This is a genomic window from Rhizobium sp. R86522, from assembly GCF_042466255.1.
In the GTDB taxonomy this organism is placed as follows: domain Bacteria; phylum Pseudomonadota; class Alphaproteobacteria; order Rhizobiales; family Rhizobiaceae; genus Allorhizobium.
Map to the genome: position 1 here is coordinate 2,484,275 of NZ_JAXHBX010000001.1, position 19,791 is coordinate 2,504,065.

The window sequence follows — 19,791 nt, forward strand, 5'->3', positions numbered from 1 at the left end:
TCGCCTCACCCCAGCTTCAGCACGATCTTGCCGATATGCTCTGAGCTTTCCATCAGCCGGTGCGCCTCGACGACTTGCTCGAAGGGAAGGACCGTATGGATGACCGGGGCCACGTCGCCGCTTTCCAGGCGGGGCCAGACTTCCGTCATCAGGTCATCGCGAATGGCGCGTTTTTCTTCCAGGCTGCGCGGGCGCATGGTCGAGCCGGTAATCGTGAGGCGCTTGGTCATGATCGGGGCAAGGCTCGCCTTTTCGACGGTCGAGCCGCCGAGGAAGGCGATGATCGAGAGACAGCCGTCCTTGGCGAGGGCCTGGAGATTGCGGTCGAAATAGGCAGCACCGATCATGTCGAGCACGACATCAACGCCCTTGCCTTGGGTCTCTTCCTTGACGATCTCGACGAAATCCTCGGCCTTGTAATTGATCGCCCTTGCTGCACCGAGATCCATGCAGGCGGCGCATTTTTCGGCCGAGCCGGCGGTGGTGTAGACGGTTGCGCCGAAGGCTTTCGCCAGCTGGATGGCGGTCGTGCCAATGCCTGAGGATCCGCCATGGATGAGGACGGTCTCGCCTTCGGTCAGCCCGGCCATCTGGAAGAGATTGGCCCAGACGGTGAAGAAGGTTTCCGGCAGTGCTGCCGCCTTCACGGCAGCATAACCCTTCGGAAACGGCATGGCCTGACTTGCCGGCACGGCACAGTATTCGGCGTAACCGCCGCCATTCGCCAACGCACAGATCCGGTCGCCGAGCTGGAAATCGGTGACGCCGGCACCGAGACCGACGATCTCGCCTGCGATCTCCAGGCCGAGAATGGGGCTTGCATCCTTCGGTGGCGGATAGGCGCCCTGGCGCTGGGCGACATCCGGCCGGTTGACGCCCGCCGCCTCGACCCTGACCAGCACTTCGCCGGGCCTCGGGCTCGGCAGCGGCCCCTCGACGAGGCGCATGACCTCCGGGCCGCCATGGGTGGGCAGGTCGACATGGCGCATGGTGGAGGGCAGAGACATGGGCGGGTTCCTCGGATCAATGGCTCAAGGTGAGGCATAGAGCCTCTGAAATGCGATGAAAAGGAGGCCCTTTGTCCGACGTGACAAATGGTATCGGGTATCAGTTTCGCCGGCGTCCGCCTGCACAGCCCCTTGCCGTCAGACCCGTGGAAACCTCATTCCGAGCCACGGACTGCGATGAGTTCCGGATAGGGATGATAGCGTAGACGCTTGTCGCGGCAGCGATAATCATGAAGCGTCGAGCCGAGGATCTTGTTGTCCCGCATCGATATACCGATCACGTCAGGCTGACGCTGGCGTTCCGCGTGCCAGGCACGGACGCAAAAGGCATAAGTCTCGGTCTGCGGATCAAGCAATACGACGCTTGAAATTTCAGGTCTGACGAAATCGCCGATCTTGCCACCGTTATCCCTTACGATTTGCACGACCTGATTGCGGACAGACGACGGGGGCGGAACCTGCGATTCGGCAACGGATTGCGGCACGTCTGTCTGACAGCCCGCCAGCATGATCAGGCTGCAGATAAAGGTTATCGATTTTTTCATAAGAGAATCCCGTTTAAAGTGCAGCGCAATCTTGCGCATCTCAAGCGGGCATTCAAGTCGTGCCGCAGGTGGCACCATCGATCCATGGGAGGATTGCGCCGTCGAGCCCCTATCAGACGTCAATCAATCCGAAGGAAAGCCCACCCTCATTTTCCTTCGCCTGCTTCTTCAAATCCGCGATCTCGCCACTGATGCGGCTGACATCGTCGATGACGAGGCCGGCGGGGAGTTCCAGCACGCCGATCGAGCAGCGCATCAGGGGGAAATCGCGTTCCAGGCCCTGGCGGTCGAGGCCCTTGATGTGGCCGGTCTGGCGATCGGCTTCGGAATAGAGGTCGATGACGTCGTCGTGGAAATCCGACAGCAGACGGTCGAGGATTTCGGTCAGCTCCTCGCGGGACCAGTCGGTGACGCCGATGAAGAAATCATCGCCGCCGACATGGCCGAGGAAATCGCCTTCGGAGAAGAAATAGCGGCGCAGGAGGGCTGCGAAAAGCGAGATGGCGTGGTCGCCCTGGTGGAAACCGTAATGGTCGTTGAACGGCTTGAAGTGGTCGAAATCGCAGTAGCAGAAGAAGCGGGCGCCATCGCCATCCAGTGCTGCGGAACGCATGAAATCGCGGATGGCGCGGTTGCCGGGCAGGCTCGTCAGCGGGTTCTGATCCTGGGCGGTCTTCAGCTGCTTCTCGCTCATGATGCGGATCAGCGAGGCGGCGGAGACAACGCCGGCATAGCGCATGTTTTCCGTCAGGATGACGCAATCCGACCCTTCCATATTGGCAAACATCGTCATCAACCGCTCGGCATCGGCATCCAGGCCAACGATCGGGGCGCGGTCGACGAAGTGCGAGATCGAGCGCTCATAGAGCTTGTTCTTCAAAAGGTCGCGGCCGAAGGGCTGATAGATGTATTCCTTCAGATGCCGCTCGTTGATGATGCCTCGCGGCTCGCCATTGGCGTTCAACACCGGGAAGAAGGACTGGCCGGGATTGCGGCGGAAGAGATCGAAGACGTGGTCGATGTTCTCGTGCTCGAAGACGGTCGGCAGCGTCTCGATCTGCTTGCGGATCAGGATCTCGTCGAGCGACTGGGTGGCGCGGCGGGCCTTGCCGACATCCTGGAGATGGGGAAAGGCGCTTTTCAGTTCCGAGACGATGGTGCTGGGGCGGGCGATATACCAGCCCTGGACGAGATCGACGCCGAATTCGCGGCAGGCGAGGAACTCGCCCTCGGTCTCGATGCCTTCGGCGATGACACGGACGCCGAGCACGTGGCAGAAGTTGACGATGTTCTTGACCAGATGGCGCTTGCGCGGATTGCTGTCGAGGCCGGCGATGAAGTGACGGTCGATCTTCACATAGTCGACGGGATAGTCGCAAAGCAGCTTCATCTCGCCATGGCCGACGCCGAAATCATCGATGGCGAGCTTGAAGCCGGATCGGCGCAGGCGCTCGACGAGGGCCGCGAATTCCGGAACGCGCGTGTTGTCGAAGCGCTCGGAAAGCTCGAAGCAGACGGAGGACGGCGGCACATGGGCCTTGCGCAACTGGTCGAGCAACGTATCGACGAGCGCATTGCCTTCAGGGATCAGGCGGACGTCGAGATTGAGAAAGAGCGTGGCGCCGGCGCAATCCGGCAGGGTCGCGAACTTGGCAAGCGCCCGACTTGCGACCATCTGTTCGAGGGCTAAAAGCTGGCCGGTCGAGGCCGCCTGATCGAGCAGATCGAGCGGGCTTTCGAAGCCGATCCGGTCCTGGCCGCGCATCAGGCTCTCATGGCCGAAGACAGCACCTGTGCCGACCTCGACGATCGGCTGGAAGGCGTTTTCCACGACGAGCTTGGCCAGTGTGACGAGCTGGTCACTGGCAAAACGCCTGAGCGCCCCCAAATCTTCCGCGACCCCCGCACCCATCCGCGATACTCCCAGTATGCATTTGTTTTTATGGGCGGAAATGTGGCTGAACAATCGTCAATAAAAGCTTTCCGTTGTGTGACAGTGGGATGAAAGTTTCTCGACACGGCCACCGCTGGAACGGGCCCTCGCCTGCCTGGATCATGACGAGAAAGGCCATGAAACGCAGGCCGTCCAGCGTTGGGTTCCGGGTCGGCAAGCAGCCAGATCGCTGGATCACCGACCCGCTTTCCGGTCTCGCTTTACCGTTAACGGCTGATCTCCACGGCCAGGAATTGCGCTGCCGTAGATTTTTTGTTGATTGATCAGTCAATCAAAATTATCATGGGCGGGATAGGAGAAACCGGATGCCCAAGGTCGGAATGGAGCCAGTGCGTCGCAAGGCGCTTGTCGATGCCGCGTTGAAGACGATCGGCCATCACGGCTCGCTGACGGTCACCATGTCGGAGATCGCGCGCGAGGCGGGTGTTTCTCCGGCGCTGGCGCATCACTATTTCGGCTCGAAGGACCGCTTGCTGATCGAGACCATCCGCTCGCTGCTGCGGCAATTGCGGGCGGATGCAGTCGGCGCGCTCGGCCGGGCGCAGATGCCGCGGGAACGGGTCTCGGCGGTGATCCGCATCTCCTTCAATGCCGACCAGTTCGACCCACAGGTGGTCGCCGCCTGGCTTGCCTTCTATTCGGAGGCGCAGCGCTCGGAAGAGGTGCGTCGGCTGCTCGCGCTCTATGCGCGGCGACTGCATTCGAACCTGATGTCGGGCTTGGGGCCGCTTTGTGGCGCTGAAGACGCGGGCAGGATTGCGGATGGCGCAGCCGCCATGATCGACGGGCTCTATATCCGCCAGTCTCTGAAGGCAGCGCCGCTTTCGATTGATGCCTCTGTCGCATTGGTCGAGGATTATGTGACGGGGCAGCTGCAAGCCTTGACCGCCGAAACAATTGCCCCTCACCCTACCCTCTCCCCGCAAGCGGGGAGAGGGTGCCCAAAGGGCGGATGAGGGGCATCGCCCGACAACAAGAACATTCGAACACCCGTCTGGAGACAGGACATGAAAGCCCAACCGCAAGCCTCCCACTTCATCGACGGCGAGTATGTCGAGGATACCGATGGCACCGTCATCGAGAGCATCTATCCCGCCACCGGCGAGGTGATCGCAAGACTGCATGCCGCGACCCCTGCGATCATCGAAAAGGCGATTGCATCCGCCAAGCGGGCGCAGAAGGAATGGGCGTCCTGGAGCCCGACCGCACGGGGCCGCGTGCTCAAGAAGGCGGCCGAGATCATGCGTGAGCGCAATCGCGAGCTGTCCGAGCTCGAAACGCTGGACACCGGCAAGCCGATCCAGGAGACGATCGTGGCCGACCCGACTTCGGGGGCTGACAGCTTCGAATTCTTCGGCGGCATCATCGCGAGTGCGATGAACGGCAGCCAGATCCCGCTCGGCGGTGACTGGGCCTATACCAAGCGCGTGCCGCTTGGCGTTGTCGTCGGCATCGGTGCCTGGAACTATCCGCAGCAGATCGCCTGCTGGAAGGGGGCGCCTGCGCTTGCCGCCGGCAATGCAATCGTGTTCAAGCCGTCGGAAGTCACGCCGCTCGGCGCCTTGAAGATTGCCGAGATCCTGATCGAGGCCGGCGCGCCGAAGGGTGTCTACAATGTCATCCAGGGCGACCGCGAGACCGGGCCGCTGCTCGTGTCGCATCCTGATGTCGCCAAGGTGTCGCTGACGGGCTCCGTGCCGACGGGGCGCAAGGTGGCGGGGGCGGCTGCTAGCCAACTGAAGCACGTCACCATGGAACTCGGCGGCAAGTCGCCGATCGTCGTCTTCGACGATGCCGATATCGACAGCGCGATTTCCGGCGCCATGCTGGGCAATTTCTACTCGACCGGCCAGGTCTGCTCGAACGGCACGCGCGTCTTCGTGCACAAGGCGATCAAGGAGACGTTTCTTGCGCGGCTGAAGGCCCGCACCGAGGCGATCCTGATCGGTGATCCGCAGGACGAGGCAACCCAGATGGGGCCGATGGTTTCGCTCGCTCAGCGCGAGAAGGTCCTGTCCTATATCGACAAGGGCAAGGCAGAAGGGGCGACGCTCGTGACCGGCGGCGGCATTCCGAACAGCGTGACCGGCGAAGGCTTCTACATCCAGCCGACGGTGTTTGCCGATGTCACCGACGACATGACCATCGCCCGCGAGGAGATCTTCGGGCCCGTGATGTGCGTGCTGGATTTCGAGGACGAGGCAGAGGTGATCGCGCGCGCCAACGCCACCGAATTCGGCCTGTCGGCGGGCGTGTTCACGGCAGATTTTTCGCGTGCGCACCGGGTGGTGGATCAGTTGGAGGCGGGCACGCTGTGGATCAACACCTATAATCTCTGCCCGGTCGAGATCCCCTTCGGCGGGTCCAAGCAGTCGGGCTTTGGCCGCGAAAACTCGGCAGCGGCACTGGAGCATTATTCCGAGCTGAAGACGGTTTATGTCGGCATGGGCAAGTGCGAGGCGCCGTATTGAGATGACCAGCAACACCTCCCCTACGGGGGAGGTCGCGGGACATCACCATATTCTAGAGGCTGGGATTTTACAGCAATGAACCAAGCAGACTTCATCATCATCGGTTCCGGCTCTGCCGGTTCGGCGCTGGCCTACCGCCTCTCCGAGGACGGCAAGAACAGCGTCATGGTGCTCGAATATGGGGGATCGGATATCGGGCCGTTCATCCAGATGCCGGCGGCACTTGCCTGGCCGATGAGCATGAAGCGCTACAACTGGGGCTACCTCTCCGAGCCCGAGCCGAACCTCAACAATCGGCGCATCACAGCGCCGCGCGGCAAGGTGATCGGCGGCTCCTCTTCGATCAACGGTATGGTCTATGTGCGCGGATCGGCCGAGGATTTCGACGGCTGGGAGGAGAGTGGCGCCAAGGGCTGGGGCTATGCGGACGTGTTGCCCTACTTCAAACGCATGGAGAACTCGCATGGCGGCCAGGAAGGCTGGCGCGGCACCGACGGGCCGCTGCATGTCCAGCGTGGCCCCGCGAAGAACCCGCTGGTGCGCGCTTTCGTCGAGGCGGGACGCGAGGCAGGCTTCGAGACGACGGAAGACTATAACGGCGAGAAGCAGGAGGGCTTCGGCCTGATGGAACAGACCATCTGGCGCTCGCGCCGCTGGTCTGCCGCCAATGCCTATCTCAAACCGGCGATGAAGCGGGGCAATGTCGAGTTGGTGCGCTGCTTTGCCCGCAAGATCGTCATCGAAAATGGCCGGGCCACTGGCGTCGAAATCGAGCGCAATGGCAAAATCGAGGTGGTGAAGGCCAATCAGGAGGTCATCGTTTCCGCTTCAACCTTCAACTCGCCGAAGCTCCTGATGCTGTCCGGCATCGGCCCGGCTGATCATCTGAAGGAGATGGGCATCGAGGTGAAGCTCGACCGGCCGGGCGTCGGCGCCAACCTCATGGACCACATGGAATTCTACTTCCAGCAGGTCGCGACCAAACCCGTCTCGCTCTATTCGTGGCTGCCCTGGTTCTGGCAGGGGGTTGCAGGGGCGCAATGGCTGTTCTCGGGCACCGGGCTTGGCAGCTCCAACCAGTTCGAATCCTGCGCCTTCGTGCGCTCGGCAGCCGGCGTCAAGCAGCCTGACATCCAGTTCCACTTCCTGCCCGTCGCGATCTCCTATGACGGCAAGGCGGCAGCGAGAAGCCATGGCTTCCAGGTGCATGTCGGCTACAACCACTCGAAGTCGCGCGGCGCCGTCACCCTGCGCTCGTCCGACCCGATGGCCGATCCGGTCATCAAGTTCAACTACATGAGCCACGAGGAAGACTGGATCAAGTTCCGTCACTGCGTTCGGCTTACCCGCGAAATCTTCGGGCAGAAGGCTTTCGACACCTTCCGCGGACCGGAAATCCAGCCGGGCGAGAACGTGCAGAGCGACGATCAGATCGACGCCTTCCTGCGCGAGCATCTGGAGAGCGCCTATCACCCCTGCGGCACATCGAAGATGGGCGCGAAGGACGATCCGACGGCCGTGGTCGATCCGGAATGCCGCGTCATCGGTGTCGATGGCCTGCGTGTCGTGGACTCGTCTATCTTTCCACGACTGACCTATGGCAACCTCAATGGCCCCTCGATCATGACGGGCGAGAAGGCGGCCGATCACATCCTTGGCAAGCAGCCCCTGCCCCGAAGCAATCAGGAGCCATGGATCAACCCGCGCTGGGAGACCAGCGACCGGTAGCTCGGACGGCTTGAGAATTATCGATGATCTCAGCGGCACGCCGCAGCTGATTGTCACGGCTCCGGCAGGCGTCGGGGAAAAGCTGATCATGGATGACAACACGCTGATCGGCAATCCGGATGTCGAGATCTATCCGAACGAGGCCACTGCGGTGCTGGTCGACTAAAGGTCCGGCCTCTCTTCAGACGACATGGGAACGGAGCAGTCACAACTGCTCCCGCCAACTCAATGTGCCATGACCCGCCCTAGAATGCGGTCCGCTACCAGCTCGTAATTCTCGTCGAAGTGATGGCCGCCGGGGCGGGCGATGAGTTCGAGGCCATCCGTCACGCGCCCCTCAAGTGCCGGGCAGGCGGTGTCCTGCTCTTCCAGCCCGTAGACGCATTGGATCTTGGCGGTCTCGACTGTCTCGAGGTGATCGACGGGATCGCCGTGCCTGCCTTGACCGGCGGCGCCGAGCCAGCCGGAAACGGCGATTTCGAAATCGGCCTGATGCGAGAGCGCCAGCAGCGAGAGCAGCGTTACGGAGTTTCGGTCGGGCTGGGGCAACAGGCCGTAGACACGCGGCAGGATGTTGGCGCCGAAGGAATAGCCGATCAGCACGACCCTGGAGACACCCAGCCGGTTGCGGTAGTGGGCGATGATCCGGGCCAGGTCAGCCGCGGTCTCCTCGGGCGTTTTTTCGCTCCAGAAATAGCGAAGTGCATCGACGCCGATGACGGGCACGCCGTTTGCGTTGAGGCGTGCAGAGATGCGCTGGTCGATCTCGCGCCAGCCGCCATCACCCGAATAGAAGATCGCGACGGTGTCGTGATCTGGCGCAACGATGTCCTCCACCAGCGGCAGGTCGAGTGCGGCGTCAGCGGGTGCAAGGCGGGCGACGAGGGTCGAGGCTTCCGTCGAGAGCATGCGGGCGGGACCGCCCTCCCCCTCACCGATCACCACATCCGGATGGCTCGCCTTGAGCGATGCCGCATGCTGCCGCGCGCTTGCCTGCGCCGCTGGCGAAAAGGCGATACGGACGGGATTGGGCAGTTTCCCGGCTGTCAGACCATAGGCGGTGCCATGCTGTGTGTCGCGGCGCGGGGCGGGCGTGCAGAGTGGTTTTGGAAGGGACACGGCCTCGGTCGGATCGACTGCCACCGTCTCGCCAATGGTTTCGGCGAAACTGCCATTGGGTGTCTGGGCCGCCATGGCGAGCACCAGTGCGCCCCCTTCGCCAAAGCCCAGCAATCGTGGTGGGCGATAGAACACAGCAGTATGGCTGCGGTGCAATTGGCGGGTCAGGCGCTCGATGTCGGCTGGGAGGAAAAGACAGTCGCGCTCGGTCTCGCGCGACAGTGCAGCGCGCCAGACATTGAGGTCGATGCCAACGCCGATCGCGCCGCCCAAAACAGCCGTTTCCAGCGCCGCCTGTTCAACGCCATCCCAACCATTCGCATCGGAGACGATGATCACGACACCGGTCATGCTGCCATCATCTGGCACCGAGATGCGGTCCTGTGGCAGACTGACGGTGCCGTCAGCGCTGGCGGCGGCAGGAGCGGCGGAAACCTGCACCGACACGGCGAGGCAGGCCATGAGGAGCATCGCCCGCAGCCTGTGCGGCAGTTGCCTGTGCCGCATACCGCTGATGTCGACAGCGGTCACCTGCGCGTCAGGCCCTTGAGGCCGCCACCGATCAGCAGGGTGACGTCGAGCAGTGACAGGACGGGCAGGCCCTGGCCGGTCACGACGAGATAACGGGGCTGCCAGTCCGGATCGAACTTCTCCTTGAAGGCGCGCACGCCTCGGAAATTGTAGAAGCGCTCGCCGTGTTCGAAGATCTGGCGGGCGACGTGGTTCCAGACGGGGGCGCGACGATTGCCTGACAGACCGGCCAGCGGCGCCATGCCGAGGTTCAGCGTGGCGAAGCCCTCTGCCTTCAGGGTTTCCATGATCTTGACGAAGAGGAGGTCCATCATGCCGCGATGGACACCCGGAACATGGCGCATCAGGTCGATGAAGGCGTCGCCGCTTGACGATGCGGTCATCAGGCTGGCGAAGGCAACGATGCGCCCGTCGAGGCGGATGAGTGCAACGGGGCCGGAGGCGATATAGGCGCGATCGAAGGTGCCGAGCGAGAAGCCCTTCTCGGCAGCCTGGTGGGCAGAGAGCCAGCTGTCGGAGACGGTCTGCAGCTCATCGAGAACTGGCGACACGGCGTCAGCAGCCAGCATCTCAAAGCACAAACCGTCGCGTTCGGCGCGGTTGATCGACCGGCGCAGCTTCAGCCAGTCGCCGCCGGCGAGCGTGAAGCGGGAGAGATCGACGACCGCCTGCTCGCCGAGTTTCAACGCCTGCAGCCGCATTTCGACGACGATCGGCAGGAAGTCGGGGGAGACCTGGTAGAAGACCGGGCGGCTTCGACTGCGGCGTGCTTCGGCGATGAACTTTTCGACCAGCGGCGCCCAGAGATGCTTCGGCGCGACGGGATCGAAGAGGGCGACGAGTGAGCGCCCCCGGCGTGCATACATGATGAAGCCCTGGCCGCAATCAGAGAACAGGACACGCTTGTCGCCGAGACGCACGAGACCGGCGCTGGCATTCGCCTGGGCCGGCAGCAGGGAGACGGCGCGGGCGAGATCGTCTTCGACATCCTTCGGTTCACGCCGGCGGCGCGGATTGCGGACGAGGCCGCGCGAGGCGATGACGCCGAGCACCATGGAGAGCCCGAGCGTACCCTCGGTCGCGTCGATGCCGTGGCGGGCGAGCACGAGGCCCCAGCCGAATTTCAGCAGGTTCTCTTCAGCCAGGATCGGACCGAGCAGCGCCAGCATGACAAGCGCGCCAAACACGGCGCCGCTGCGGGGCGCCCGCAAGACAAGCTTCGGGATCAGGGAAAGAACGACGAAAGATAGGGGCTTGGCATGACGTGCGGCTTGAGCAGGCGCAGGCGCTTCGGCATCGGACAATGAAGAGGCCATGATTGGAACCAAGTAACGAAGGGGGGATCGAACGCTTATTAGCGCGCATGCATGGACCGAAGCTTGTGACACCCAAGGGTAAACGAGTCGGTAAACCAACGCATAAATTGCGCAAGACACCGAATTTCGTCCATCGTCAACCTGACGAAACGCAAGGCTGACTTGCAAGTCGTGTCTTATGTCTCAGATAGCTGCGCTCAGTGCACCGTCATTGCTGACGCAGAACCCTGGCGGCCAGCGAGAAGGGACTGGAGACGGTCTGGGCGGCGGCATCCAGCACGAAGGCACCGGCATCTCCGAGCGTTGCACTCGAGGTCGGTTTGCCCAAGGTCGCAGCCAGTTGCTTCACGTCGAAGAAGCGGTTGTGATTGGTGGCGTCGATCGACTCGAGTGACGAGATATCGATGATTGTCACGCCATAACGCTTGGCCGCCTCTGCCACTTCCGGATTGCGCGCATCCAGTGCTCCGACACGCTGGGTACCGGCGCCGAGAATGCTCGAGACTTGTAGCGCCCGGTCGTCCGGCGAGACGAGGATGGTGATCGGGATGCGCATGCGACCGATGACATCGAGCTGGGCCGTGAAGACGTCTCCATCAATGTCGGGTGCAGCCATGATGACCCTGAGCCGATCGAGGACGTCACCCTTGCCCTGCAGTCTCAACTGGCGCAGCGCCTCGACCGTCAGCCAGCCGCCCATCGAATGGGCAAAGACATCGACCACCGCACCCTTGCGCGCCCGCACCATGTCGGTCAGCAGGTCGGCAAGCGCATCGCGGGAATAGGTGGCGGCTTCCTTGTCGGCGACATAGGCCGGCAGAGCGGCAAGCGAAGGCCAGGAGAACAGGACCGGTGTGCCGTCGAAATTGCTGTCCGTCTTCAGCTGCGCCAGCCGGAACAATGCTTCCTGGAAATTGTAGTTGTAGCCATGCACAAAGACGACCGGCGTGGCGGCCTCGCGGGCGCGGATCGCCTGCAGGAGGCCTGGGCGATCCAGCACGGACTGCGAAACGACCGCGAAGTCGGTCCTTGGATCGACCTTTCGGCCGGGCTTCGGCCATTCGATATTGGCCGGCTTGTGATTTGGCGGGATGGAAACGGCGAAGCTCGCATAATTGGGCTCCCGGGTCTTGGTCGTCGTGAAGACGTTCTCGCCGGGTTCCGCGCGATCGCGTGTCGTCACCGTATAGAGCGTTTCGACCCGCGTCGGCTTGTAGTCACCGAGCGCTACCGTCCCCAGCGTCTCAGGGCCCGGGCGACCGGCACAGGAGGCCAAGCCCGTTGCCGAAAGCAGGCAGAGCGCCACGAAGGCCGCGCGCGACCGACGATAGGGGCCGAAGGAAAGAAGACGCATCCGGGATCATCCTTGCAGATCGACAATCGCCCGCCTCGTGTCGTCATGACCGGGCCGTAGCGGCGAGCTATAACCGGAGACGAGGATGGAGCCAAGGCCCGGCAGCCGGCCCGTCGTCACCATCGCGGCACGGGGCCGCGACGCGCGGCTTTGCACCGCGCCATGCATACTAATCTGGTTATGATTTCCGGCCACATAATTATTTGCGTGCCCGCATCCCATCTGTAATCATAACTTACAAGGAAGAGTTTGCCGGATGGGAGTGAGGAACCGGGCGACGCGATCTTTACATGACTTTCGTCGTGTTTTCTGATTGCTCTGTTGCCTCGAGCCGGTCGATTTTTCCAGATCAACAAGACATGGGAGGAAATCATGTTGCGCCAGTTTCTTATCGCCGGATTGTCCGGTGCCGCATTGTCGATGATGGCGTCCGCCAGCTTCGCCGCAGACGTTACCCTCAAGCTTCACCAGATGTTGCCGCCACAGGCGACGATCCCTGCCAAGGTACTGCAGCCCTGGGCGGAAAAGATTCAGGCTGATTCCGGCGGCCGCATCGCCGTCGAGCTCTACCCGGCCATGCAGCTGGGCGGCAAGCCGGCTGACCTGGTGGATCAGGTCAAGGACGGCGTGGTCGATCTGACCTGGACGCTGTTCGGCTACACGCCCGGCCGTTTCCCGAAGTCGGAAGCGTTTGAGCTTCCCTTCATGGTGACAACAGCGGAGGCCACCTCGGTCGCCTTCCAGGAGTATTATGAGAAGCACCTCAAGGATGAGTTGACCGACTACCACGTGCTGGCGGTCCATACCCATGGTCCGGGCCTCATCCACACCATCGCCTCCAAGCCGGTCGAAAAGCTCGAGGACATGCAGGGGCTGAAGCTGCGCGGCACCTCGAAGGTGATCAACCAGATGCTCGAAGCCATGGGCGCGTCTGCCATCGGCATGCCAGTTACGGCTGTTCCGGAAAGCCTGTCGAAGAGCGTCATCGACGGTTCGGTCGTTCCGTGGGAAGTGACCCCCGCAATCAAGATCGCCGAGCTCGCGCCGAACCATACCGGCTTCTCCGGTCCGAACGGACTTTACACCGGTACCTTCGTGTTCGCGATGAACAAGGACAGCTATGACGCGATGCCGGACGACCTGAAGAAGGTGATCGACGACAATTCCGGCAAGGAACTCGCCCGCCTCTTCGGCCAGGCCATGGACGCAGGCGACATCCGCGGCAAGGAAATTGCCGAGAAGAGCGGCAACAAGATCATCAACCTGGACGAGACCGAGACTGCACGCTGGAAAGCTGCGGGCGAGGCAGTGACCAAGGCGTGGATCGCCGAAATGGACGGCAAGGGTCTCGATGGCACGATGCTCTACAACGACGCCCTTTCGCTTATCCAGGCGAATACCCAATAACCTCCCCGCCTTGTCCGGGCGCTTGTCGGAAGGCGCCCGGACCCTTTGCACGGACTTTCAAAGGACTTTCTGATGGCGACTGCCGTTTCCACCAGCTTCGAACGACTGGAGCGGGCTTGCCATAGCCTGGCCTCCGCCCTCGTTCTGTTCGGCGGCCTCTGTCTCGTGGTTGCCTGTGCGCTGACCGTCGCGTCGATCTTCGGCTCTGTCGCCATCCGCCCCCTGCCCGGTGAAATCGAACTGGTCGAAGCGCTCTGCGGTCTCGCAGTCTTTGCCTTCCTGCCCTTTTGCCAGTTGAAGCGTGGCCATGTGGGCGTCGACATCCTGATTTCCGCCTTCGGACCGAAGGCGATGAACTGGACCCAGCTCATCGGCGACATCATCATCGCCGCGCTGATCGGGCTCGTTACCTGGCGCCATGCCATCGGCACCATGGACAAGTTCGGCAATGGCGAAACCACGCCGCTGCTTCTTCTGCCTGTCTGGTGGGGCTTTGCCATCGCGCTCGCCCTTCTTATCGCCAATCTCCTCGTCTGCCTGTATGTGATCGCTGCCGATATCCGCGACATCCGCCGCGGCAAGACGATCGTCGCTGCGATGGGAGCGCACTGATGAGCAGCATTGAAATCGGCCTCTGGTCTTTCCCCGTCCTCATTCTGCTGATTTTCCTGCGCGTGCCGATCGGCGCCGCCATGCTGGCGACCGGCGTCGTCGGCACCTATCTGGTGCTCGACCGCTGGACGCCGATCATGGCGCAGATGAAGGTTCTGGCCTGGAACACGAACGCGAATTATTCGCTGTCGATCATCCCGCTCTTCCTGCTGATGGGTCAGTTCGCGGCCCGCGGTGGCATGAGCCAGGCCCTGTTCAACGCGGCGGCGGCCTTTGTCGGCCATCGCAAGGGCGGGGTTGCCATGGCGGCGATCGGTGCGTCTGCCGGCTTCGGCTCGATCTGCGGCTCGTCGCTCGCGACAGCCGCGACCATGGCGCAGGTGGCGCTTCCGGAACTGAAGCGCAACGGTTATGCAGGCGGGCTTGCAACCGCGACGCTGGCCGCCGGCGGCACGCTCGGCATTCTCATCCCGCCGTCCGTGGTGCTGGTCATCTATGCGATCCTCGCCGAGCAGAACATCGCCAAGCTCTTCCTCGCCGCCTTCGTGCCGGGCATCATCGCCGCGATCTCCTATCTGGTCGTCATCGCCATCTATGTCCGACTGAAGCCGGAAAGTGCGGGCCAGGCGCCGCGCATTCCGTGGAAGGACCGCGTCCCGGCACTGATTGCCGTCTGGCCGGTCGTTGCAATCTTCTTTGCCGTCGTCGGCGGCATCTATCTCGGCTGGTTCACGCCGACACAGGCCGCCGCCGTGGGTGCCGTTGGTGCCGGCCTCGTCGCCTTTGCCAATGGCGGGCTCGACCGCACGTCGCTGATCGCCTGCTTCAAGGAGACGGCGGTTTCCACCGGCATGATCTTCTTCATCATTCTCGGCGCCTCGGTGTTCAACTCCTTCCTCGCCTTCTCCCGCCTGCCGCAGGTCGGCGCGGAATGGGTGACGGCGCAGGGCTTTGCGCCGATGACGGTACTGATCATCATTCTCCTGCTCTACATCATCTTCGGCTGCATCATGGATTCGCTCTCCATGATCGTGCTCACCATCCCGATCTTCTTCCCGATCGTGACGGCGATGGATTTCGGCATGAGCCCGGAGCACTTCGCCATCTGGTTCGGCATCCTGGTGCTGATGGTGGCCGAGATCGGCATGATCACGCCACCGGTGGGGCTCAATCTTTTCATCATCTCGGCGATGTCGCGCGACGTGCCGATCCGCGAGACCTACAAGGGGATCGTGCCATTCGTCGGGGCTGATATCTTCCGCATCGTGCTTCTGACGGCCTTTCCGATCATCTCGATCTTCCTGGTGTGAGACGGCGGTCAACCGGCTCGGCCCAGGTTTCAGGCTTATCCGGACGGCAGCGCAAACAGGCACGGAAGCCGCCTTCACGGGCGGCTTCCCTCGTTTCGTAGAAGATGACATTTTCCGGTCGCGCCGGACGCAAGGGGCAAGACGGTCGGCAGAAAATCCCGGTCGAAAGCACGCCATAGACGAAATGGCCGTCCATTGCGGCATCACGGGTGCGGACCGCCTGCCAGCGGGTATCGTCTTCGGTCAAATCGGAGTTCATGCGGGGGCGTCCTCTAAGCTACGGGATCCAAGGATCGCGGGAGAAGACCGGAAGGGCCACCCGTTTCCTGTGCCTCGCCGGAGATTTCCTGGTGACGCTCACCGACAAAGCAGGCTAGAGCATCTCCGGTGATACGAGATCACCCGAGATGCTCTATCTATTTGTTTTTACGCAGTCCGGACGCAAAACCGCTAACGCACTTTTGCTGGACGTGCTCTATCTGTCAGCTCTTGCGCAACCTGATCCCGGGCCCCATGGAAACCTCGCTTTATCTGCCGGTCAAAAGCTTTCTCGAACAGGCCGGATATACCGTGAAGGGCGAGATCGGCGGCTGCGATCTGGTGGGCCTCAGCGACGAGGATCCACCCGTGTTGGTCGTCTGCGAGCTCAAGCTTAGCTTCAATCTCGAGCTCATCCTGCAGGCGGTCGATCGGGCATCCGTCGCAGACGAGGTGTGGATCGCGGGGCGCGTCTCAGCCAAGGGCAAGGGCCGCGAGAGCGACAAACGCTACCGCGATCTCTGCCGCCGGCTCGGGATCGGCATGCTCGGCGTTGCCGACAATGGCACGGTCAATGTCATCGTCGCTTCGGTCACGCCGATGCCGCGGACCAATCCGAAGCGGCGTTCGCGGCTGATGCGCGAACACCAGAAGCGAAAGGGCGATCCGGTCCTCGGCGGCAGCACACGCACACCGCAAATGACCGCCTATCGCCAGCAGGCGCTCGCCTGCGCGGCGGCACTTGCCGCAGGTCCGCTGAAGGTGCGTGACATCAGGGCGAGCGTTCCCGAAGCGGGCAAGATCCTGCAGGCGAATGTCTATGGCTGGTTCGAACGGGTCGAGCGCGGCGTCTATGGCTTGACGCCTGCGGGACAAGAGGCGCTGGAGCGGTGGCAGAAGCCGTGACCACACGCCTGCCCTAGAGAAAGCCGATCCAGCGACCGGCGAGGACGGCCGACAGCCAGATTGCCAAAGAGAAGACAGCGCCGAGTTTCAGCAGAAGCGACGCCTCCTCTGCCACGATCATCTCGGCCCAGTCCCGGGAGAGATGAACGGAGACGGCATTCGCGGTTCCGAGCCCGACGAGCAGGAGCTTGATCAGAAAGGCGGTATTGCCGGCATATTCGACCGGACGCACGGAAAAGAGAAGGGACCCCGTCAGCACCGCGCAGCCGAGCGCCACGGCTGCGATGCGGGAGAACAGTTCGGCGCTCTCGGCGAGCGGCAGGCTCTTGAACCGGCCGAGCAGACGCAGATCGAGGATCACGCTCGCCCCGATCAGCATGGCCAGCGACAGGATGTGTGCAGCATTGGCAAAGATGTAGAGCACCGGCGACCGGATGAGCGCTTGCGCGACCACCAACTCGCCGAGGATTGCCAGCCACTCCATGCCGTCAGTTTGTCACGATGCGACTGGGATAGATGTCGTAGTTCTTGCCCTCGACGATGACGCGCACGGCCTTCAGGCGCTTTTCATCCGGATCGAGCGAGCGGTTGCCGCGCACGGTGATCGCATCGCCGACCGTAGCGACACCCTCGACAAAGCCGGAACGCTGGGTCAGGTTCGGATTGCCGAGTTCGATGCGCCAGGGGCCTTCTGCCGTCTCCAGTTCGAGCGTCGGATGCGGCGGGGCGAAAGAGATCGCGGTGATCGTGCCGGTCAGGTCGATCTGGTCGGCCTCGGCCCATGACCAACCGTGATGGGCGATGGCGGAGCCGGCAAAGAGTGCGGCGCCGGCGAGAGCCGAGAGGGAGAGTGCGCGGTTCATAATCGTTCTCCGGGTTGGGACACAACACTTAAAGGAGAGTAGTGCGCCCGACCGGCATTTCGACGTCACCTTTGCTTGATCGACGGGTGAGGTGTAGGCAGAGGACAAAAAGGCGGCCCTTTAGGAACCGCCTTCCCGACCCTTGGGAGGAGCCGCCCGTCAGGGGCGGTAAATCTGATCGAAGACACCGCCTTCGCCGAAATGCTGTGCTTGCGCCTTGGTCCAGCCGCCGAAGAGCGGATCGTCGATGGTGACGAGATCAAGCTTGGGCAGGTCGGGGCCGGAGCCTGCGGCGACAAGGTCCGGACGCGAGGGGCGGTAGAAGTGTTTGGCGGCAAGCGTCTGTCCTTCTGCCGAATAGAGGTAGTTCAGATAGGCTTCCGCCTCTCTGCGGGTACCCTTCTTGTCGACGACGACATCGACAACTGCGACCGGCGGTTCTGCGAGGATCGACAGCGACGGGGTGACGATGTCGAAACTGTCAGCGCCGAATTCCTTGCCCGCGAGATAGGCCTCGTTTTCCCAGGAGATCAGCACGTCGCCGATCTCGCGCTGGGCAAAACTCGTGAGTGAGCCTCGGGCGCCAGTGTCGAGCACGGGAGCGCGGCGGTAGATCTCGGCGATATAGTCGCGGATCTTCTCTTGGTCGCCGCCGAACTCCTTGTTGGCCCAGGCCCAGGCGGCGAGATAGTTCCATCGGGCGCCGCCGGAGGTCTTCGGATTGGGCGTGACGATCTGCACGTCCCCCTTCACCAGATCGCCCCAATCCTGGATGCCATTCGGATTGCCCTTGCGCACCAGGAAGACGATGGTCGAGGTATAGGGCGACGCGTTGTTCGGCAGGCGCGTGCGCCAGTCGGGCGCGATCAGCTTTGCCCGCTCGGCGATGATGTCGATGTCGCTCTGCAGCGCGAGTGTGACGACATCGGCCTGAAGGCCTTCCATCACGGCGCGGGTCTGGCGGCCGGAACCGCCATGCGACTGGCTGATCGTCACGGTCTCGCCTGTCTCCTGTTTCCAGTGTGCGGCGAAGGCGGTGTTGAACTCGGAATAGAGCTCGCGCGTCGGATCATAGGACACGTTCAGCAGCTCAGTTGCTCCAGCCGGCAGCACAAGTCCGGTGGACAGGCTCAGTCCGACGAGAAACGCCGCAAGATTTTTCCCAATGCACTTTTTCATCTGTGCCTCCTCTCTGGCGTTAACGATTTAAGACTACCCGACAAGTCGTCTTAGTCAACACGGTCGGAAGAATAGCAAATCGATGCTCGCAAGAGGTGGCGGGAGCGAAATGGACGCACTGCCGGAAGCGCCGATCATGGGGAAATTCTATCGCGATATCGTCGGCAACCGAAACACGGGGCGCCGGTCGCGGGCGTAGGAAGCGGAATCAAGGCCGTGCCCGTCGCCTGGGGCAGGCTTCCGGTGACATCCGCACCGGCCTTGCATGGGCCGCCGCCGCATAGCCGTTCGCTCGGTGATCCAGACGGGATCACGACGGCTCTGCCTGCCTCGCAAGCATCCTGTTTCTCCTCCTGCCACCCCACCAAGCTGTCACAAAAGGGTGATGATGACAAAAAATAATCGTTGTATGTCATAGTTAAATGACAGTGCATTTGCAGCCTAACCCGCTGTTTTTCCTCACCTCACCCTTCAAGTATCCTCCGTGATACCGGGTACTCTCACCGAACCAATCAGTTCGATTGTGCGCAAAGGGGTATTGATTTCTCCAGCGCCATACGCCAAATACATCTCATCGAACCGAGCAGTTCGATAAAGCAATGTTCTAAAGGCTTACACACTATGAAGACCATCGCAGCAGCACTCCTGACCACCATCGCAGCCGCTTCGGCCGCTTTCGCGATCGAGCCAGTCCCAGGCTCAATCACCTATGGCGGTGCGCAGCCAAGGCTCGAACAGGCACCCGCCGGTTCGAACTTCTTCCACACCTTCCATCTCAACGGCACGGAAGTCCATGAGATCTACAAGGTGAATGCAGACCGGACCGTCTCCATCGTCTCCCGTTCCATGGCGAACGACTGACGGCACGCAAGACGATCCCCATCACGGGTAGATGCTACCCATCAATACAATCTAGAGCTGAAAGCCTGAGGCTGAGCTCAATTCAAGATAAGGAAACACGATCATGAAGACCATCATCTCTGCAGCCCTCATCACCCTCGCAGCCGGTTCGGCAGCCTTCGCCTCCGTCCAGCCGATCCCGGGCTCGATCACCTATGACAACGCAAATGTTCAGCTCGAGAAGGCACCTGTTGGTTCGACCTTCTTCCACACCTTCTCCAACGGTGACGGCCGCGACGTTCGCGAAGTCTACAAGGTCAACGCCGACCAGACGGTAACCCTGGTCGATCGTCAGATCTCCAACGCTTCGTAATCGAAGCGTTCAACCCAA

At 62.1% G+C, this 19,791-nt stretch carries 20 protein-coding genes; 10 read left to right on the forward strand and 10 right to left on the reverse strand.

What is annotated here, in order from left to right:
* Nucleotides 1-5: 5 nt before the first annotated feature.
* The 3 genes from SJY08_RS12140 to SJY08_RS12150 form a co-directional block, all read right to left on the reverse strand.
* Nucleotides 6-1,007 (reverse strand): NAD(P)H-quinone oxidoreductase, encoded by a 1,002-nt coding sequence (locus SJY08_RS12140; protein WP_377275892.1) that lies wholly within the window; start codon nt 1,005-1,007, stop codon nt 6-8.
* A 155-nt stretch (nt 1,008-1,162) separates the two neighbouring features.
* Nucleotides 1,163-1,591, reverse strand: a complete 429-nt coding sequence (locus tag SJY08_RS12145) for a membrane lipoprotein lipid attachment site-containing protein (protein ID WP_377275894.1) — start codon at nt 1,589-1,591, stop codon at nt 1,163-1,165.
* A 73-nt stretch (nt 1,592-1,664) separates the two neighbouring features.
* Nucleotides 1,665-3,464 (reverse strand): bifunctional diguanylate cyclase/phosphodiesterase, encoded by a 1,800-nt coding sequence (locus SJY08_RS12150; protein WP_153761732.1) that lies wholly within the window; start codon nt 3,462-3,464, stop codon nt 1,665-1,667.
* A gap of 347 nt (nt 3,465-3,811) precedes the next feature.
* Here SJY08_RS12150 and betI point away from each other — a divergent pair, with 347 nt between their 5' ends.
* The 4 genes from betI (at nt 3,812) to SJY08_RS12170 (ending at nt 7,871) form a co-directional block, all read left to right on the forward strand.
* The gene (gene betI, locus SJY08_RS12155; RefSeq protein WP_069041892.1) at nt 3,812-4,462 is read left to right on the forward strand and encodes a transcriptional regulator BetI; all 651 of its coding nucleotides are present in this window, start codon (nt 3,812-3,814) and stop codon (nt 4,460-4,462) included.
* A gap of 51 nt (nt 4,463-4,513) precedes the next feature.
* The gene (gene betB, locus SJY08_RS12160; RefSeq protein WP_377275897.1) at nt 4,514-5,977 is read left to right on the forward strand and encodes a betaine-aldehyde dehydrogenase; all 1,464 of its coding nucleotides are present in this window, start codon (nt 4,514-4,516) and stop codon (nt 5,975-5,977) included.
* A 75-nt stretch (nt 5,978-6,052) separates the two neighbouring features.
* Nucleotides 6,053-7,705, forward strand: a complete 1,653-nt coding sequence (gene betA / locus SJY08_RS12165) for a choline dehydrogenase (protein ID WP_377275899.1) — start codon at nt 6,053-6,055, stop codon at nt 7,703-7,705.
* A gap of 10 nt (nt 7,706-7,715) precedes the next feature.
* Nucleotides 7,716-7,871: a hypothetical protein gene (locus tag SJY08_RS12170; protein ID WP_156322977.1), complete on the forward strand. Its 156-nt coding sequence runs from the start codon at nt 7,716-7,718 to the stop codon at nt 7,869-7,871.
* A gap of 59 nt (nt 7,872-7,930) precedes the next feature.
* Here SJY08_RS12170 and SJY08_RS12175 read toward each other — a convergent pair whose 3' ends face one another.
* The 3 genes from SJY08_RS12175 to SJY08_RS12185 all read right to left on the reverse strand — a co-directional run bounded on the left by SJY08_RS12175 (nt 7,931) and on the right by SJY08_RS12185 (nt 12,025).
* The gene (locus tag SJY08_RS12175) at nt 7,931-9,355 is read right to left on the reverse strand and encodes a virulence factor family protein (RefSeq protein WP_377275901.1); all 1,425 of its coding nucleotides are present in this window, start codon (nt 9,353-9,355) and stop codon (nt 7,931-7,933) included.
* Nucleotides 9,352-10,671, reverse strand: coding sequence for a phosphatidylglycerol lysyltransferase domain-containing protein (locus SJY08_RS12180; protein WP_377275903.1), 1,320 nt, complete (start codon nt 10,669-10,671; stop codon nt 9,352-9,354). The genes SJY08_RS12175 and SJY08_RS12180 overlap by 4 nt, the downstream gene beginning before the upstream one ends.
* 208 nt (nt 10,672-10,879) lie before the next feature.
* Nucleotides 10,880-12,025 carry an alpha/beta hydrolase gene (locus tag SJY08_RS12185; RefSeq protein WP_082347810.1) on the reverse strand — a complete coding sequence of 382 codons (1,146 nt, stop codon included), beginning with the start codon at nt 12,023-12,025 and terminating at the stop codon, nt 10,880-10,882.
* 372 nt (nt 12,026-12,397) lie between these two features.
* Here SJY08_RS12185 and SJY08_RS12190 point away from each other — a divergent pair, with 372 nt between their 5' ends.
* From SJY08_RS12190 to SJY08_RS12200, 3 genes are all read left to right on the forward strand, one after another.
* Nucleotides 12,398-13,432, forward strand: a complete 1,035-nt coding sequence (locus tag SJY08_RS12190) for a TRAP transporter substrate-binding protein (RefSeq protein ID WP_069041897.1) — start codon at nt 12,398-12,400, stop codon at nt 13,430-13,432.
* Nucleotides 13,433-13,504: 72 nt separating this feature from the next.
* Complete coding sequence (locus SJY08_RS12195) at nt 13,505-14,044, forward strand: TRAP transporter small permease (RefSeq protein WP_069041898.1); 540 nt, start codon at nt 13,505-13,507, stop codon at nt 14,042-14,044.
* Nucleotides 14,044-15,354 (forward strand): TRAP transporter large permease, encoded by a 1,311-nt coding sequence (locus SJY08_RS12200; RefSeq protein ID WP_069041899.1) that lies wholly within the window; start codon nt 14,044-14,046, stop codon nt 15,352-15,354. Before SJY08_RS12195 ends, SJY08_RS12200 begins: the two co-directional genes overlap by 1 nt.
* Here SJY08_RS12200 and SJY08_RS12205 read toward each other — a convergent pair.
* A complete protein-coding gene (locus tag SJY08_RS12205; protein WP_377275907.1) occupies nt 15,332-15,613 on the reverse strand; it encodes an Ada metal-binding domain-containing protein in 282 nt (93 codons plus the stop codon). The genes SJY08_RS12200 and SJY08_RS12205 overlap by 23 nt on opposite strands.
* A gap of 254 nt (nt 15,614-15,867) precedes the next feature.
* On the opposite strand from SJY08_RS12205, the gene SJY08_RS12210 reads away from it, so the two are divergent.
* Nucleotides 15,868-16,518, forward strand: coding sequence for a DUF2161 domain-containing phosphodiesterase (locus SJY08_RS12210; RefSeq protein WP_377275909.1), 651 nt, complete (start codon nt 15,868-15,870; stop codon nt 16,516-16,518).
* Between the two features lie 13 nt (nt 16,519-16,531).
* Here SJY08_RS12210 and SJY08_RS12215 read toward each other — a convergent pair whose 3' ends face one another.
* From SJY08_RS12215 to SJY08_RS12225, 3 genes are all read right to left on the reverse strand, one after another.
* Nucleotides 16,532-17,002, reverse strand: a complete 471-nt coding sequence (locus SJY08_RS12215; protein WP_377275911.1) for a DUF6644 family protein — start codon at nt 17,000-17,002, stop codon at nt 16,532-16,534.
* Nucleotides 17,003-17,006: 4 nt separating this feature from the next.
* Complete coding sequence (locus SJY08_RS12220; protein WP_377275913.1) at nt 17,007-17,381, reverse strand: DUF6152 family protein; 375 nt, start codon at nt 17,379-17,381, stop codon at nt 17,007-17,009.
* A gap of 159 nt (nt 17,382-17,540) precedes the next feature.
* Nucleotides 17,541-18,560, reverse strand: a complete 1,020-nt coding sequence (locus tag SJY08_RS12225) for a sulfate ABC transporter substrate-binding protein (protein ID WP_377275915.1) — start codon at nt 18,558-18,560, stop codon at nt 17,541-17,543.
* Between the two features lie 621 nt (nt 18,561-19,181).
* Between SJY08_RS12225 and SJY08_RS12230 the strand changes: the two genes are divergently transcribed.
* Nucleotides 19,182-19,421, forward strand: a complete 240-nt coding sequence (locus tag SJY08_RS12230; RefSeq protein WP_054151765.1) for a hypothetical protein — start codon at nt 19,182-19,184, stop codon at nt 19,419-19,421.
* A 103-nt stretch (nt 19,422-19,524) separates the two neighbouring features.
* Nucleotides 19,525-19,773, forward strand: coding sequence for a hypothetical protein (locus SJY08_RS12235; protein ID WP_054151764.1), 249 nt, complete (start codon nt 19,525-19,527; stop codon nt 19,771-19,773).
* Nucleotides 19,774-19,791 lie beyond the last annotated feature (18 nt).